Raw genomic sequence first — 14,645 nt, 5'->3', positions numbered from 1 at the left:
AGGCCGTGACGACCACATCGGCAAGGACAAGATCCTTGAGCTGATGGCGGCTGTCGACGACTACATCCCGACGCCTGAGCGTCCGATCGACCAGCCTTTCCTGATGCCGATCGAGGACGTGTTCTCGATCTCGGGCCGCGGCACGGTTGTGACCGGCCGTATCGAGCGCGGTGTCGTCAAGGTTGGTGAAGAGATCGAAATCGTCGGTGTTCGTGACACCTCGAAGACGACCTGTACCGGCGTTGAAATGTTCCGCAAGCTGCTCGATCAGGGCCAGGCCGGCGACAATGTCGGTGTGCTGCTGCGCGGCGTCGATCGTGAAGGTGTCGAGCGTGGCCAGGTTCTGGCCAAGCCGGGCTCCATCACGCCGCACCACAAATTCGTGGCAGAAGCCTATATCCTGACCAAGGAAGAGGGTGGCCGTCACACGCCGTTCTTCACCAATTACCGTCCGCAATTCTACTTCCGCACGACCGACGTCACCGGCGTCGTGACGCTGAACGAAGGCACGGAAATGGTGATGCCGGGCGACAATGTCGAAATGAATGTCGAGCTGATCGTGCCGATCGCCATGGAAGAGAAGCTCCGCTTCGCCATCCGTGAAGGTGGCCGCACCGTTGGCGCCGGCGTCGTCTCGAAAATCATCGAGTAGACTACTTATCCGACCGGGGCGGTGCCGCAGGTATCCGCCCCGGTTTGCTCTTTTTGAAAGTTAAGAAACGGGATCGGTTTGATGGAACGTCAAAACATCCGCATTCGCCTGAAGGCGTTCGATCACCGGGTTCTGGATAATTCCACCCGGGAGATCGTTTCGACAGCCAAGCGCACGGGCGCCAACGTCCGTGGTCCGATTCCGCTGCCGACGCGCATCGAGAAATTCACGGTGTTGCGCTCGCCGCACATCGACAAGAAGTCGCGCGAGCAGTTCGAGATCCGGACGCACAAGCGCCTTCTCGACATCGTCGACCCCACTCCGCAAACCGTGGACGCGCTGATGAAGCTCGACCTGTCGGCCGGTGTGGACGTCGAGATCAAGCTGGGAGCGTAAGATTATGCGCCAGGAAGATCGCAGAACAGGCGTGATTGCCCGCAAGCTGGGCATGACGCGCATTTTCGCCGAAGATGGCTCGCACGTGCCTTGCACGGTGCTGCACATGGACAATGTCCAGGTCGTGTCTCACAAGACCGCCGACCGGGATGGCTATGTCGCGCTCCAGCTGGGTGCCGGTGAAGCCAAGGCCAAGCGCACGCCGAAGGCGATGCGCGGTCACTTCGCCAAGGCCAAGGTTGCGCCCAAGCGCAAGCTGGTCGAATTCCGCGTCGCTGAAGACGCGCTGATTGAAGTCGGCTCCGAGCTGACCGCGGACCATTTCGTTCCGGGCCAGAAAGTGGACGTCGCCGGCATTTCGATCGGTAAGGGTTTTGCAGGTGCCATGAAGCGCCACGGTTTTGGCGGCCTTCGTGCCACGCACGGTGTGTCAATCTCGCACCGTTCGCATGGTTCGACCGGTCAGTGTCAGGATCCGGGCAAGGTCTTCAAGGGCAAGAAAATGGCTGGTCACATGGGCGCTGTCCGCGTGACCACGCAGAATATCGAAGTCGTCCGTGTTGACGTCGATCGCGGCATTGTCCTGGTCAAGGGCGCTGTTCCGGGTTCGGCAGGCGGCTGGGTCGAGCTGCGTGATGCAGTCAAGGGTCACGGCGATGCCGAGCTCCCGGTTCCGGGCAAGTTCCGCACGCTGGACGAACTGAATGCACCGGCTCCGACCGAAGTGGTTGAGAACGAGGCTGCTCCGGCTGATGCCGACAACGCGGCCCCGGAAGCTGCGGCTGACGGTGAAGAAGGAACGCAAGCATGAAGATCGAGGTCAAAACCCTCGCGGCGAAAGACGCCGGTGCGATCGATCTCGACGATGCCGTCTTCGGCATTGAAGAGGTGCGCTCCGACCTTCTGCAGCGCGTTGTGAAGTGGCAGCTGGCCTCCCGCCAGCAGGGCACGCACAAAACGCTCGGCCGCTCTGAAATCAACCGCACCAAGAAGCGTTTCGGTCGCCAAAAAGGCGGCGGTACGGCGCGTCACGGTGCCCGGTCTGCCCCGCAATTCGTCGGTGGCGGCAAGGCTCACGGTCCGCGCGTCCGCAGCCACGCTCACGAGCTTCCCAAGAAGGTCCGTGCGCTGGGTCTGCGTCATGCGCTGTCCGCCAAGCTCGGTGCCAAGTCGCTGATCATCATTGATGATGCCGCGCTCGACGCACCGCAGACGAAGGCGCTTCGGACGTCGTTTGAAGGTCTGGGCATTTCCAACGCCCTGGTCATCTCCGGGACGGAAGTGAACGAGAATTTCGCCAAGGCGGCTCGCAACCTGCCGTGCATCGATGTTCTGCCCGCCCAGGGCCTGAATGTTTATGACGTGCTGCGTCGCGACACCCTGGTGCTGACGAAGGCTGCCGTGGAACAGATCCACGCCCGCCTCAGCGCGAAGGAGGCTTAAGATGTCGGCTGCTGCGCGCCATTACGACACGATCCTGAGCCCGGTGATCACCGAGAAATCCACCCTGCTTTCGGAAGAAAGCAAGGTTGTCTTTTTCGTGCCGCTCTCTGCCAACAAGAAGGAGATCGCGGAAGCGGTCGAAGAGCTCTTCAAGGTGAAGGTGACGGCTGTGAACACCATCAAGGTTCACGGGAAGACAAAGCGGTTTCGGGGTATCGCCGGACGCCGCAATGACCAGAAGAAAGCGGTCGTGACTCTCGCAGAGGGTCACTCGATCGACGTGACGACGGGTCTGTAAGATGGCTTTGAAAACATTCAAACCGACTTCTCCGGGCCGCCGTGCCCTGGTGCTGGTGGATCGCTCCGCTCTGCACAAGGGACGCCCCGAGAAAACACTGGTTGAAGGCCTCACCAAAAAGGGTGGCCGCAACAATATGGGTCGCATCACGGCCCGCCGGCGGGGTGGTGGCGCGAAGCGTCTCTACCGTCTGGTCGATTTCAAGCGCCGCAAGTGGGACATTCCCGCGACGGTCGAGCGTCTGGAATACGATCCGAACCGGACAGCCTTCATCGCCCTCATCCAGTATGAGGACGGGGAAAAGGCTTATATCCTGGCTCCGCAGCGTCTTTCCGAAGGCGATACGGTGATCGCGTCTGCCAAGGCCGACGTGAAGCCGGGCAATGCCATGCCGCTGAAGGCGGTGCCGGTTGGCACCATCCTTCACAATGTCGAGATGAAGCCGGAGAAGGGTGGTCAGATCGCCCGTTCCGCCGGTGCCTATGTTCAGCTGGTCGGCCGCGATGCCGGCTACGCCCAGATCCGTCTGGCTTCGGGTGAACTGCGCATGGTCTCGGACAAGTGCATGGCGACGGTCGGTGCGGTTTCCAACCCGGACCACCTCAACATCAACCTCGGCAAAGCCGGTCGCAATCGCCATCTCGGCAAGCGTCCGTCTGTTCGCGGCGTTGTCATGAACCCGGTCGACCACCCGCATGGTGGTGGTGAAGGCCGCACCTCTGGTGGTCGCCATCCGGTGACCCCGTGGGGCAAGCCGACCAAGGGTGCCAAGACACGCAAGAACAAGTCGACCGACAAGTTCATCATCCGCTCGCGCCACGAGCGCAAGAAGCGATAGGGAGCAGACGATGCCTCGCTCTGTCTGGAAAGGTCCGTTCGTCGACGGCTATCTGCTGAAAAAAGCGGAAAAGTCGCACGAGGGCGGACGCAAGCACGCGATCAAGACCTGGTCGCGCCGTTCCACCATCATGCCGCAATTCGTGGGCCTGACATTCCAGGTTCACAACGGCAACAAGTTCGTGCCTGTGCTGGTGACCGAAGACATGGTCGGCCACAAGCTCGGCGAATTCTCTCCGTCGCGGACCTATTACGGTCACGCTGCGGACAAAAAAGCCAAGCGGAGATAAGCGATGGGACAGTCTTCCAATCCCCGTCGCGTCGCTGACAATGAAGCGCGCGCCAAGCTGCGGATGATCCGCATCAGCCCGCAAAAGCTGAACCTCGTTGCTGCGCTCATCCGCGGCAAGAAGGTGGAGCGCGCCTTGGCCGACCTGGAATTTTCGCGCAAGCGCATTTCCAAGGACGTCAAGAAAGCCCTCGAGTCTGCGATCGCCAATGCCGAGAACAATCACGGCCTGGATATCGACAGCCTCGTGGTGTCGGAAGCCTTCGTCGGCAAGAACCTGGTCATGAAACGGTTTCGGGCCCGTGCACGCGGACGCGGCGCAAAGATCCTGAAGCCGTTTTCCGAGCTCACCATCGTGGTGCGCGAAGTCGAGGAGGCCGCCTGATGGGTCAGAAAGTCAATCCGATCGGTCTGCGCCTTGGCGTCAACCGTACTTGGGAATCCCGCTGGTATGCCGGCGCTGGCGAATACGCCAAGCTGCTGCATGAAGACATCAAGATCCGGAAGATGCTCAAAGAGCGTCTGAAGAATGCCAGCGTGTCCAAAATCGTCATCGAACGCCCGCACAAGAAGTGCCGCGTCACGGTCCACACGGCGCGTCCGGGTGTTGTGATCGGCAAGAAGGGCTCGGACATCGAGACGCTCCGCAAGGAGTTGTCGAAAATGGTCGACGGCGAGGTTTTCCTGAACCTCGTGGAAGTGCGCAAGCCGGAGATCGACGCGACCCTGGTGGCCGAGTCCATCGCCCAGCAGCTCGAGCGCCGCGTGGCTTTCCGCCGTGCGATGAAGCGTTCGATGCAGTCGGCGATGCGCATGGGCGCCAAGGGCTGCAAGATCGTCTGCGGCGGTCGTCTTGGTGGTGCGGAAATCGCACGTACCGAGCAGTATAATGAGGGCTCTGTCCCGCTTCATACGCTGCGCGCCGACATCGATTATGGCACCTGCGAAGCCAAGACCGCGATGGGTATCATCGGTATCAAGGTCTGGATCTACAAGGGTGAGATCATGGAACACGATCCGAACGCCCAGGAGCGCCGTCTCCAGGAGTCCGGTGAACAGCGCGCCCGTTCGGGCCGCCAAGCCGCGTAAGGAATTCAGCCATGCTGCAACCGAAACGCACGAAATTCCGCAAGGCGCACAAAGGCCGTATCAAGGGCGCAGCGAAGGGTGGCTTCACGCTGAACTTCGGCTCCTACGGTCTCAAGGCGCTGCAGCCGGAACGCGTTACCGCGCGCCAGATCGAAGCCACGCGTCGGGCGATCACTCGCCACATGAAGCGTGCTGGTCGCGTGTGGATCCGTATCTTCCCGGATGTGCCGGTTTCCAAGAAACCGACCGAAGTCCGGATGGGTAAAGGTAAGGGCTCGCCCGAGTTTTGGGCGTGCAAGGTCAAGCCCGGCCGCATCATGTTCGAGATCGACGGTGTTCCCGAAAATGTTGCGCGCGAAGCCCTGGAACTGGGCGCCGCGAAACTGCCGGTCAAGACGAAAATCGTCGCCCGACTGGGCGAATAGGGAGAACACAACGATGAAATCCGTTGACGTTCGCGCCATGACCGAAGACCAGCTTAAGGACGCGCTCCTCAAGCTGAAGCAAGAGCAATTCAATCTGCGGTTCCAGCAGGCCTCAGGCCAGATGGAAAATACCGCTCGCTACGCCCAGATCCGCCGCGATGTCGCGCGTATCCGGACCGTTCAAGGCGAGCGCAAGTCGCAGCAAGAGCAAGGGAGCTAGCGATGCCGAAGCGTATCCTGCAAGGCGTCGTGGTTAGTGACAAAGGTGCCAAGACCATCGTGGTGCGTGTGGAACGGACTTTCCTCCACCCGCTGCTGCGCAAGACGGTCCGTCGCACCAAGCGCTACCATGCGCATGACGAAGCCAATGCGTTCAAGGTGGGTGACCAGGTCCAGATTCAGGAATGTGCACCCAAGTCGAAATTGAAGCGGTGGGAGGTGGTCACCGTCGAGGCGTAAGCCCCGCGGAAGGACCCCACCTGTCCTAAGGAGGATCTTCAATGATCCAGATGCAATCCAATCTGGACGTGGCAGACAATTCTGGCGCCCGTCGTGTTCAGTGCATCAAGGTGCTTGGCGGAGCCAAGCGTCGCTATGCCCACGTCGGCGACATCATTGTGGTGTCCGTCAAGGAAGCCATTCCGCGTGGTCGCGTGAAGAAGGGTGACGTCCGCAAGGCCGTCGTCGTTCGCGTGGCCAAGGACATCAAGCGCAAGGACGGTTCCGTCATTCGCTTTGATGGCAACGCGGCTGTGATCATCAACAATAACAACGAGCCGCTCGGCACGCGTATTTTCGGACCGGTTCCACGCGAACTTCGCGCCAAGAACCACATGAAGATCGTGTCGCTGGCGCCGGAGGTGCTGTAATGGCTGCCAAGATCAAGAAGGGCGACAAAGTCGTCATTCTCGCCGGCCGTGACAAGGGCAAGACCGGCGAAGTCACCAAGGTTCTGCCGACCGAGGACCGTGTCATCGTGGCCGGCGTGAATGTGGTCAAGCGCCACACGCGTGCGACCCAGACCGACCAGGGCGGCATCAAGGAAAAGGAAGCCTCGATCCACGTCTCGAACGTGGCGCTGGCTGATCCGAAAACCGGCGAAGCGACCCGTGTCGGCTTCAAGATTGAAGACGGCAAGAAAGTCCGCATCGCCAAGAGCTCGGGCGAGGTTATCGATGTCTGATACCGCCACATACACACCGCGTCTCCGCACGAAGTACAATGAAACCATTCGTGCGGCGATGAAGGAAAAATTTGGCTATGCCAACGACCTGATGATCCCGCGTCTCGACAAGATCGTGATCAATATGGGCGTCGGTGAGGCCTCCCAGGACTCCAAGAAGATCAAGGGTGCCCTGGAAGATCTCGAAGCCATTTCCGGCCAGAAGCCGGTCAAGACGGTTGCCAAGAAATCCATCGCGGGCTTCAAGCTCCGCGAGGAGCAGGTGATCGGCGCGAAAGTGACCCTGCGCCAGGATCGTATGTACGAATTCCTGGACCGCCTGATCACGATCGCCCTGCCGCGCGTGCGTGACTTTCGTGGGCTCAATGGTAAGAGCTTCGACGGTCGCGGCAATTACGCGATGGGTCTGAAAGAACATATCGTGTTCCCGGAAATCGACTACGACAAGGTCGAGAAAATCCGGGGTATGGATATCGTTGTCTGCACCACCGCAGCCAATGATGAGGAAGCGAAGGCCCTGCTGGCCGAGTTCGATTTCCCCTTTACGAACTAACGCAGCAGGAGAGCAAAGCCGTTCGGGCTTTGCGCGCAGGAGGACTTAAATGGCGAAAACTTCCGCAATCGAGCGCAACTTGAAGCGTGCGCGTCTGGCCAAGCGTTATGCGGCCAAGCGTGAACAGCTCAAGGCGATCGCTCGCAATCAGGAATTGCCGGTTGAGGAGCGTTTTGCTGCTCAGCTGAAACTGGCTGAATTGCCGCGCAATTCGGCGGTTACCCGCATCCGGAACCGGTGTGAGATCACCGGTCGGCCGCGTGCATTCTATCGCAAGCTCCGCATGTCGCGTATCGCGATGCGTGACTATGCCAGCCAGGGTCTGATCCCCGGCATGGTCAAGTCGAGCTGGTAAGAGAGGAGACGAAGAGATGTCTGTGAACGATCCTCTCGGCGATATGCTGACCCGTATCCGCAATGCGCTGATGCGCAACAAGCGGACCGTCAACACGCCGGCCTCGGCCCTGCGCCGCCGCGTGCTCGACGTTCTCAAGTCGGAAGGCTACATCCGCGATTACGCGGAAGTGGAACACGCTTCCGGCATGAAAGAGTTCGAGATCGAACTGAAGTATTTCGAAGGTGACTCGGTCATTTCGGAGATCAAACGTATCTCCAAGCCGGGCCGCCGCGTCTATTCCGGCGTCAAAGACCTTCCGCTCGTCCAGAACGGCCTCGGCATTGCAATCCTGTCCACGCCCAAGGGCGTGATGTCGGATTCGACTGCTCGCGAGTCCAATGTGGGCGGCGAGATTCTCTGTCACGTCAGCTAAGGGAGCGAACCAATGTCACGTATCGGTAAACTCCCGGTAGCCATTCCCGGCGGCGTCACGGCGACGCTTTCGGAGACGGCGCTGACCGTCAAGGGTCCCAAGGGCGAATTGTCCATGACCTTTGTGGATGAAGTGAATGTCGAGCAGGGCGAAGATGGCATTGTCATCAAGCCGCGCGACGAGACCAAGAAAGCCCGTGCGATGTGGGGCATGCAACGTGCCCTGGTCGCCAACCTGGTTCAGGGGGTCACGGCAGGCTACGAGAAAAATCTCGAGCTGGTCGGCGTTGGTTACCGCGCCCAGATGCAGGGTTCGTCCCTGAAGCTGTCGCTCGGCCTGTCCCATGACGTTGTCTATGACGCGCCGGACGGCATCACCATCGCTGTCGGCAAGCCGACCGAGGTGAAGATCACGGGCGCTGACAAGCAGCGTGTTGGCCAGGTGGCCGCCGAGATCCGCCGCTTCCGTCCGCCGGAGCCTTACAAGGGCAAGGGCATCAAATATGTCGGCGAGTACATCCGCCGCAAAGAAGGCAAGAAGAAGTAGGGCGAGCGATGAAAACTCAACGCGAAAAATCGGTCCGTCGCGCCCAGCGCACCCGGATCCGTCTGCGCAAGTTCGCCAACGGCCGTCCGCGGCTGTCGGTCCACCGGTCTTCGAAGAACATCTATGCCCAGATCATCGACGATGTGTCGGGCAAGACGGTTGCTTCTGCCTCCTCTCTCGAGGACGCCGCTCAAAAAGAGCATGGCAAGGGCTGCGACACGAAGGCTGCCGAGATCGTCGGCAAGCTGATCGCCGAGCGCGCTGTCAAGGAAGGCGTCAAGGACGTCGTCTTCGACCGTGGCGGTTACATCTTTCACGGGCGTGTCAAAGCGCTCGCAGAGGCGGCCCGCGAGGGCGGCCTGAACTTCTAAGGGAGCGGACGTATGGCTCATCAGAACGAGCAACAGCGCGGGAATGACCGCGGCGACCGCGGCGACCGCGGCCGCGGCCGCGGCCGTGGCCGGGACCGCGACCAGGAACGTGATGACGAACTTGTCGACAAGCTCGTCCACATCAACCGCGTCGCCAAGACGGTGAAGGGTGGCCGGAACTTCCAGTTCGCAGCCCTCGTCGTCGTCGGTGACACCAAGGGCCGCGTCGGCTTCGGACAGGGTAAGGCACGCGAAGTGCCGGAAGCCATCCGCAAGGCGACCGACGAAGCCAAGAAGAACATGGTTCGCGTTCCGCTGCGCGAAGGCCGCACCCTGCACCATGACGGCAAAGGCCGTCACGGCGCCGGCAAGGTCGTGCTGCGGGCGGCGCCTCCGGGTACCGGCGTCATCGCCGGCGGTCCGATGCGCGCCGTGCTGGAAACCCTCGGGGTCCAGGACGTGGTTGCCAAGTCGGTTGGCACGTCCAACCCGTACAACATGATCCGCGCCACCATGGACGCGCTGAAGTCGCAGTCGAGCCCGCGCTCGGTTGCTGCAAAGCGTGGTCTCAAGGTCGGTGATCTGGTGAACCGCCGTGATGACGGCGCGTCCTCACCGGAAGCGATCGAAGCGTAAGGACCGGATACAATGGCCAAAAAGACCATCCGCGTGCGCCAGACGGGTAGCGCCATCCGCCGCCCGAAAGATCAGCGCGCCACGCTTGTCGGCCTCGGTCTCAACAAGATCGGTCGCGAGCGCGAGCTTGAGGATACACCGTCTGTCCGCGGCATGATTGCCAAGGTCAGCCACATGGTGGAAATCGTCGAGGAGTAGGTCCCGCAAGGGAAACCGCTCCATCGAATGGAGAACGACATGCGTCTCAATGAATTGCGCGACAATGACGGTGCGACCAAGATCCGTACCCGCGTCGGCCGTGGTATCGGTTCCGGCAAGGGCAAGACCGGTGGTCGTGGTGTCAAAGGCCAGAAATCCCGTTCGGGTGTGGCCATCAAGGGCTTTGAAGGCGGTCAGATGCCGCTTCACATGCGTCTGCCGAAGCGGGGCTTCAACAAGCCGAACCGCAAGGCATGGGCAGAAGTGAATCTCGGCCGTATCGAGAAGGCAATTGCCGAAGGCAAGATCGACGCGAAAAAGCCGATCGATGCCGACGTCCTGATCGCAGCGGGCCTCGTCCGCCGCGCCCTGGATGGCATTCGCCTCCTTGCGAAGGGCGAGCTCAAGTCCAAAGTAGAGATCACCATTGCCGGTGCCTCCAAGACCGCGATTGCCGCTGTCGAGAAGGCCGGTGGCAAGGTGACCCTCACCGCCGTGGCCGACGACGCCGCGGAATAAGCGACTTCACGCCGACCTTTTAAGGACGTCTTCATGGCTTCAGCTGCCGAACAGCTTGCTGCGAACATGAACTTCAGCTCCTTCGCGAAAGCGAAGGAGCTGCAGCAACGCATCTTGTTCACGATCGGGATCCTGATCGTCTACCGTATTGGTACTTTCGTGCCGATTCCGGGGATTGATCCGGACCAGTACGCACGCGTGTTCGATTCCCTGGGCGGCCAAGGCCAGGGAATTCTGGGCATGTTCAACATGCTCGGCGGCGGTGCCGTCGAACGCATGGCGATCTTCGTGCTCAATGTGATGCCGTACATCTCGGCCTCGATCATCATGCAGCTGATGGCCGCCACCATTCCCAGCCTTGAAAAGCTGAAGAAGGAAGGGGGCGAGCAGGGCCGTCAGCAGATCAACCAGTACACCCGCTATCTCACGGTTTTCCTGGCGACCGGCCAGGCCTTTGCGATCGCCATCGGCATGAATACGCCGAACAGTGACGGTATTGCGCTGGCGCTCAATCCGGGGCCCTTCTTCATTGCCTCGACCGTGATCACGCTGGTGGGCGCCACCATGCTGCTTTTGTGGCTGGGTGAGCAGATCACTGCACGCGGGGTCGGCAACGGGGTCTCGCTGATCATCTTCGCCGGCATCATCTCGGCGGTGCCGGGCGTGATTGGCGGCGCGTTGTCGCAGGCCTCTTCGACCGGTGACGGTACCGTCCTGGTGGTCGGCACCGTGCTGATCCTGGCCGGCCTGCTGCTGGTGGTGTTCATGGAACGCTCCCAGCGCCGTCTCCTGGTCCAGTATCCCAAGCGCCAGCAAGGCAACCGGATGGTGGGTGGCGACACCTCCTTCCTGCCGCTCAAGCTGAATACGGCCGGCGTCATTCCGCCGATCTTCGCCTCTTCGCTGCTGTTGCTGCCGGCGACCGCAGCCAGCTTCCAGGCCCAGTCCGGTGCCGGATGGCTGCAGACCGTCGTGGCCTATCTCGGGCCGGGCGCACCGCTCTTCATGGTGCTCTATGCCGCCATGATCATCTTTTTCTGCTTCTTCTACACCTCGGTTGTCTTCAACCCGGAAGATACCGCCGAGAATCTGCGGAAGTATGGTGGTTTCCTGCCAGGCATTCGTCCCGGCAAGCGGACCGCGGAATATATCGACTACGTCCTGTCCCGCCTGACCCTGATCGGGGCCCTTTACCTGGTCCTGGTCTGCATGGTGCCGATGCTGATGAATCCGCAGACGGCGCTGGGTGGCACATCCCTGCTCATCGTCGTTTCGGTGACGCTGGACACGGTTTCCCAGATTCAATCCCACCTGCTGGCACACCAGTATGAGGGGCTGATCAAGAAGTCGAAGCTGCGGGGACGTAAACGATGAACATAATCCTGTTCGGCCCGCCGGGCTGCGGCAAGGGCACCCAATCCAAGCGGCTGGTGACAGAGCGCGGCTGGGTGCAGCTCTCTACCGGAGACATGTTGCGCGAAGCGAAGGCAGCCGGAACAGAACTGGGTCAGCGGGTGGCCGCGATTATGGATGCCGGCAATCTGGTGTCCGACGAGATCGTGATCGAGCTGATCGAGGAAAGACTGCCGGAAGCGGAAGCCGCCGGCGGTGCGATCTTCGATGGTTTCCCCCGCACGGTGGCCCAGGCAGAGGCTCTCGATGCCGCGTTGGCAAAGCGTGGCGCCAAGGTTGATGCGGTTGTCCGCCTGCTGGTGGACGACACTGAATTGGTCGCACGCATGGAAAAGCGTGCGGCGGAAGAAGGGCGTGCCGATGACAATATCGATGCGTTCAAAGTACGACTGAAAGCCTACCAGGATCAGACCGCGCCGCTGATCCCGTTTTACGCCCAAGCGGGCAAGATTCGGGAAGTTCCCGGCATGGGATCCATGGACGAGGTTGCAGCAGGAATTGCTGCGGCTCTCGAAGAGAAGTGACACACACCTGTTGCAACCCCATTGACGGGGTGGCAACGCTGACTGTAGATAGCGCCCTTCGCGAAACGGGCGAGCTGAAGCGGCGACCGAAAGGTTGCCCCTTGGGCCGTCCGTGAATGGCGTTCAGAATTTGGGAGATGGAAAGTGGCCCGTATTGCCGGCGTCAATATTCCGACGAATAAGCGCGTAGAGATCGCGCTTCGCTACATCCACGGCATTGGCCCGGCCAAGGCGAAGGAGATCTGCGAGCAGGTTTCCATCACGCCCGAGCGCCGCGTCAGTGAACTGACGGATGCAGAAGTCCTGCAAATCCGCGAAGTGATCGATCGTGATCACCAAGTGGAAGGGGATCTGCGCCGTGAGGTGGCTGTGAACATCAAGCGTCTCATGGACCTGGGTAACTACCGTGGCTTGCGCCACCGTCGTGGCCTGCCGGTTCGTGGCCAACGCACTCACACCAATGCGCGTACGCGCAAAGGTCCCGCCAAGCCGATTGCCGGCAAGAAAAAGTAGGGCCCTGACCGATGGCTAAAGATACTGGCCGCGTTAAGCGGCGCGAACGGAAGAACATCACGTCGGGCGTCGCTCACGTGAGTGCCAGCTTCAACAACACCATGGTGACCATCACGGACGCCCAGGGAAATGCGATTTCCTGGTCTTCCGCCGGTCACATGGGCTTCAAGGGTTCGCGCAAATCGACCCCTTATGCCGCCCAGATGGCTGCTGAAGATGCCGGCAAGAAGGCGATTGAGCACGGAATGAAGACCATCGAAGTGAAGGTCTCCGGTCCGGGTTCGGGGCGCGAAAGCGCGCTGCGTGCGTTGCAGTCGGTGGGTTTCACCATCACCACCATCCAGGACGTCACGCCGATTCCGCACAACGGTTGCCGTCCGCCGAAGCGCCGTCGCGTCTAGTACGCGGCTCGCATTTCGCCTGTTGAACGCGCCGGCGGTCCAACCCGTGCGGCTGATGAAGGGGCAGTAAGAACGTGATCGAGAAGAACTGGCAAGAACTCATCCGCCCGATGAAGCCGGAAATCGAGCCGGGACATGATCCCGCGCGCCAAGCCAAGATTGTCGCCGAGCCGCTGGAGCGTGGCTTCGGCATGACGCTCGGCAATGCGCTGCGTCGTGTCCTGCTGTCCTCGCTTCAGGGCGCAGCAGTGACGAATGTCCACATTGACGGCGTCGTCCACGAGTTTTCGTCGATCGACGGCGTTCGTGAAGACGTCACCGACATCGTGCTGAACATCAAGCAGATCGCCCTGCGCATGCATGGCGAAGGTCCCAAGCGTGTCGTTCTCAAGAAGTCCGGCCCCGGTATCGTCACCGCTGGTGATATCGAGGAAACGGCCGATGTCGAGATCGTCAACAAGGACCTGGCTCTGTGTACGCTGGACGAAGGTGCGGAAATCCGCATGGAGTTCACCATCAACACCGGCAAGGGCTATGTCCCGTCCGAGCGTAACCGCCCGGAAGATGCCCCGATCGGCCTGATCGGCGTTGATGCGCTCTACAGCCCGGTCAAGCGCGTGTCCTACAAGGTCGAGAACACCCGTGAGGGCCAGGTTCTGGACTATGACAAGCTGACGCTTGAAGTCGAGACGGACGGAACCGTCACCCCGGAAGATTCCGTGGCCTTCGCCGCGCGCATCCTCCAGGACCAGTTCCAGATCTTCATCAACTTCGAAGAAGCTGTCGAGGCGCGTCCGGCCGAGGATGACAAGCCCGAGCTCGACTTCAACCCGGCGCTTCTGCGCAAGGTCGACGAGCTGGAACTGTCGGTGCGTTCGGCGAACTGCCTGAAGAACGACAACATCGTCTACATCGGTGACCTGATCCAGAAGTCCGAGGCGGAAATGCTCCGCACGCCGAACTTCGGACGCAAGTCGCTTAATGAGATCAAGGAAGTTCTCGCCCAGATGGGTCTGCATCTTGGCATGGAAGCGCCGAACTGGCCGCCGGAGAACATCGAAGATCTTGCCAAACGTTTTGAGGATCACGTCTAGGCAGCCGCCGAGAGGCGCCTGAACCGGACCTGAGGAGATAAAGCCATGCGTCACGGCATCGCACACCGCAAGCTTAACCGCACCCATTCGCACCGCAAGGCGATGCTGGCCAACATGGCTGCCTCGCTGATCGAGCACGAGCAAATCGTCACCACCTTGCCGAAAGCCAAGGAACTGGCGCCTTTCGTGGACAAGCTGATCACGCTGGCCAAGCGCGGCGACGTGCACGGCCGTCGTCAGGCCATGTCCAAGGTCCGCAATGAGGACCAGGTCAAGAAACTGTTCGACACGCTCGGCGGTCGCTATTCCGAGCGCGATGGTGGTTACACCCGCGTTCTGAAAGCCGGCTTCCGTCACGGTGACAATGCCCCGATGGCGGTCATCGAGCTGGTCGACCGCGACCCGTCTGCCAAGGGTGCCGCCGACCGCGCGCGCCTCGAGGAAGAAGGCGGCATGACTGAGGAGTAAGCTCCCGGTCAGCACAAGTTCAGGAAA

General features: G+C 60.8%; 28 protein-coding genes. All 28 read left to right on the top strand.

Annotated features, from left to right (window positions below):
- The coding region (locus AWH62_RS12805) for an EF-Tu/IF-2/RF-3 family GTPase (RefSeq protein ID WP_255371584.1) at positions 1–652 on the top strand (652 nt) is incomplete at its 5' end.
- A gap of 81 nt (positions 653–733) precedes the next feature.
- Positions 734–1,048 carry a 30S ribosomal protein S10 gene (rpsJ, locus tag AWH62_RS12800; protein ID WP_011643734.1) on the top strand — a complete coding sequence of 105 codons (315 nt, stop codon included), beginning with the start codon at positions 734–736 and terminating at the stop codon, positions 1,046–1,048.
- A gap of 4 nt (positions 1,049–1,052) precedes the next feature.
- Positions 1,053–1,859: a 50S ribosomal protein L3 gene (gene rplC, locus AWH62_RS12795; protein ID WP_075190876.1), complete on the top strand. Its 807-nt coding sequence runs from the start codon at positions 1,053–1,055 to the stop codon at positions 1,857–1,859.
- Entirely contained in the window at positions 1,856–2,491 is a 636-nt protein-coding gene (gene rplD, locus AWH62_RS12790; RefSeq protein WP_075190875.1) for a 50S ribosomal protein L4, read from the top strand. The genes rplC and rplD overlap by 4 nt, the downstream gene beginning before the upstream one ends.
- Position 2,492: 1 nt before the next feature.
- Positions 2,493–2,789, top strand: coding sequence for a 50S ribosomal protein L23 (locus AWH62_RS12785; protein WP_075190874.1), 297 nt, complete (start codon positions 2,493–2,495; stop codon positions 2,787–2,789).
- 1 nt (position 2,790) lies between these two features.
- A complete protein-coding gene (gene rplB, locus AWH62_RS12780) occupies positions 2,791–3,627 on the top strand; it encodes a 50S ribosomal protein L2 (protein WP_075190873.1) in 837 nt (278 codons plus the stop codon).
- 10 nt (positions 3,628–3,637) lie between these two features.
- On the top strand, positions 3,638–3,916 hold the full coding sequence (rpsS, locus tag AWH62_RS12775) for a 30S ribosomal protein S19 (protein ID WP_075190872.1): 279 nt from the start codon (positions 3,638–3,640) through the stop codon (positions 3,914–3,916).
- A gap of 3 nt (positions 3,917–3,919) precedes the next feature.
- The gene (gene rplV, locus AWH62_RS12770; protein ID WP_075190871.1) at positions 3,920–4,300 is read left to right on the top strand and encodes a 50S ribosomal protein L22; all 381 of its coding nucleotides are present in this window, start codon (positions 3,920–3,922) and stop codon (positions 4,298–4,300) included.
- On the top strand, positions 4,300–5,004 hold the full coding sequence (gene rpsC, locus AWH62_RS12765) for a 30S ribosomal protein S3 (protein ID WP_075190870.1): 705 nt from the start codon (positions 4,300–4,302) through the stop codon (positions 5,002–5,004). Before rplV ends, rpsC begins: the two co-directional genes overlap by 1 nt.
- An 11-nt stretch (positions 5,005–5,015) precedes the next feature.
- Positions 5,016–5,429 carry a 50S ribosomal protein L16 gene (gene rplP / locus AWH62_RS12760; protein ID WP_011643726.1) on the top strand — a complete coding sequence of 138 codons (414 nt, stop codon included), beginning with the start codon at positions 5,016–5,018 and terminating at the stop codon, positions 5,427–5,429.
- A gap of 13 nt (positions 5,430–5,442) precedes the next feature.
- A complete protein-coding gene (rpmC, locus tag AWH62_RS12755) occupies positions 5,443–5,649 on the top strand; it encodes a 50S ribosomal protein L29 (protein WP_075190869.1) in 207 nt (68 codons plus the stop codon).
- 2 nt (positions 5,650–5,651) lie between these two features.
- Positions 5,652–5,888, top strand: a complete 237-nt coding sequence (gene rpsQ / locus AWH62_RS12750; protein WP_047162728.1) for a 30S ribosomal protein S17 — start codon at positions 5,652–5,654, stop codon at positions 5,886–5,888.
- Positions 5,889–5,929: 41 nt separating this feature from the next.
- Entirely contained in the window at positions 5,930–6,298 is a 369-nt protein-coding gene (rplN, locus tag AWH62_RS12745) for a 50S ribosomal protein L14 (protein ID WP_075190868.1), read from the top strand.
- Positions 6,298–6,612: a 50S ribosomal protein L24 gene (gene rplX / locus AWH62_RS12740; protein ID WP_075190867.1), complete on the top strand. Its 315-nt coding sequence runs from the start codon at positions 6,298–6,300 to the stop codon at positions 6,610–6,612. The genes rplN and rplX overlap by 1 nt, the downstream gene beginning before the upstream one ends.
- A complete protein-coding gene (rplE, locus tag AWH62_RS12735) occupies positions 6,605–7,165 on the top strand; it encodes a 50S ribosomal protein L5 (RefSeq protein WP_075190866.1) in 561 nt (186 codons plus the stop codon). Before rplX ends, rplE begins: the two co-directional genes overlap by 8 nt.
- A gap of 49 nt (positions 7,166–7,214) precedes the next feature.
- Positions 7,215–7,520 carry a 30S ribosomal protein S14 gene (gene rpsN / locus AWH62_RS12730; protein WP_075190865.1) on the top strand — a complete coding sequence of 102 codons (306 nt, stop codon included), beginning with the start codon at positions 7,215–7,217 and terminating at the stop codon, positions 7,518–7,520.
- A 16-nt stretch (positions 7,521–7,536) separates the two neighbouring features.
- Entirely contained in the window at positions 7,537–7,935 is a 399-nt protein-coding gene (gene rpsH / locus AWH62_RS12725; protein WP_075190864.1) for a 30S ribosomal protein S8, read from the top strand.
- Between the two features lie 12 nt (positions 7,936–7,947).
- The gene (gene rplF, locus AWH62_RS12720) at positions 7,948–8,481 is read left to right on the top strand and encodes a 50S ribosomal protein L6 (RefSeq protein WP_075190863.1); all 534 of its coding nucleotides are present in this window, start codon (positions 7,948–7,950) and stop codon (positions 8,479–8,481) included.
- 8 nt (positions 8,482–8,489) lie between these two features.
- Complete coding sequence (rplR, locus tag AWH62_RS12715; protein ID WP_075190862.1) at positions 8,490–8,852, top strand: 50S ribosomal protein L18; 363 nt, start codon at positions 8,490–8,492, stop codon at positions 8,850–8,852.
- A 12-nt stretch (positions 8,853–8,864) separates the two neighbouring features.
- Entirely contained in the window at positions 8,865–9,488 is a 624-nt protein-coding gene (gene rpsE / locus AWH62_RS12710; protein WP_075190861.1) for a 30S ribosomal protein S5, read from the top strand.
- Between the two features lie 12 nt (positions 9,489–9,500).
- Positions 9,501–9,686 (top strand): 50S ribosomal protein L30, encoded by a 186-nt coding sequence (gene rpmD / locus AWH62_RS12705; protein ID WP_011643715.1) that lies wholly within the window; start codon positions 9,501–9,503, stop codon positions 9,684–9,686.
- A gap of 39 nt (positions 9,687–9,725) precedes the next feature.
- Positions 9,726–10,205, top strand: a complete 480-nt coding sequence (rplO, locus tag AWH62_RS12700) for a 50S ribosomal protein L15 (protein WP_075190901.1) — start codon at positions 9,726–9,728, stop codon at positions 10,203–10,205.
- Positions 10,206–10,238: 33 nt separating this feature from the next.
- Positions 10,239–11,579 carry a preprotein translocase subunit SecY gene (secY, locus tag AWH62_RS12695; protein ID WP_075190860.1) on the top strand — a complete coding sequence of 447 codons (1,341 nt, stop codon included), beginning with the start codon at positions 10,239–10,241 and terminating at the stop codon, positions 11,577–11,579.
- Positions 11,576–12,142, top strand: a complete 567-nt coding sequence (locus AWH62_RS12690) for an adenylate kinase (RefSeq protein ID WP_075190859.1) — start codon at positions 11,576–11,578, stop codon at positions 12,140–12,142. Before secY ends, AWH62_RS12690 begins: the two co-directional genes overlap by 4 nt.
- Before the next feature lie 144 nt (positions 12,143–12,286).
- Positions 12,287–12,655: a 30S ribosomal protein S13 gene (gene rpsM / locus AWH62_RS12685; protein WP_075190858.1), complete on the top strand. Its 369-nt coding sequence runs from the start codon at positions 12,287–12,289 to the stop codon at positions 12,653–12,655.
- A gap of 11 nt (positions 12,656–12,666) precedes the next feature.
- Positions 12,667–13,056 carry a 30S ribosomal protein S11 gene (rpsK, locus tag AWH62_RS12680; RefSeq protein WP_075190857.1) on the top strand — a complete coding sequence of 130 codons (390 nt, stop codon included), beginning with the start codon at positions 12,667–12,669 and terminating at the stop codon, positions 13,054–13,056.
- Positions 13,057–13,130: 74 nt separating this feature from the next.
- A complete protein-coding gene (locus tag AWH62_RS12675) occupies positions 13,131–14,150 on the top strand; it encodes a DNA-directed RNA polymerase subunit alpha (protein ID WP_011643709.1) in 1,020 nt (339 codons plus the stop codon).
- Between the two features lie 45 nt (positions 14,151–14,195).
- Positions 14,196–14,618 (top strand): 50S ribosomal protein L17, encoded by a 423-nt coding sequence (gene rplQ, locus AWH62_RS12670; protein ID WP_075190856.1) that lies wholly within the window; start codon positions 14,196–14,198, stop codon positions 14,616–14,618.
- The last annotated feature ends 27 nt before the right edge of the window (positions 14,619–14,645 follow it).

The organism is Maricaulis sp. W15 (assembly GCF_001924955.1).
Lineage (GTDB): Bacteria > Pseudomonadota > Alphaproteobacteria > Caulobacterales > Maricaulaceae > Maricaulis > Maricaulis maris.
The sequence above is the reverse complement of the archived record's forward strand: the minus strand, read 5'-3'. Positions and strand labels throughout refer to the sequence as shown.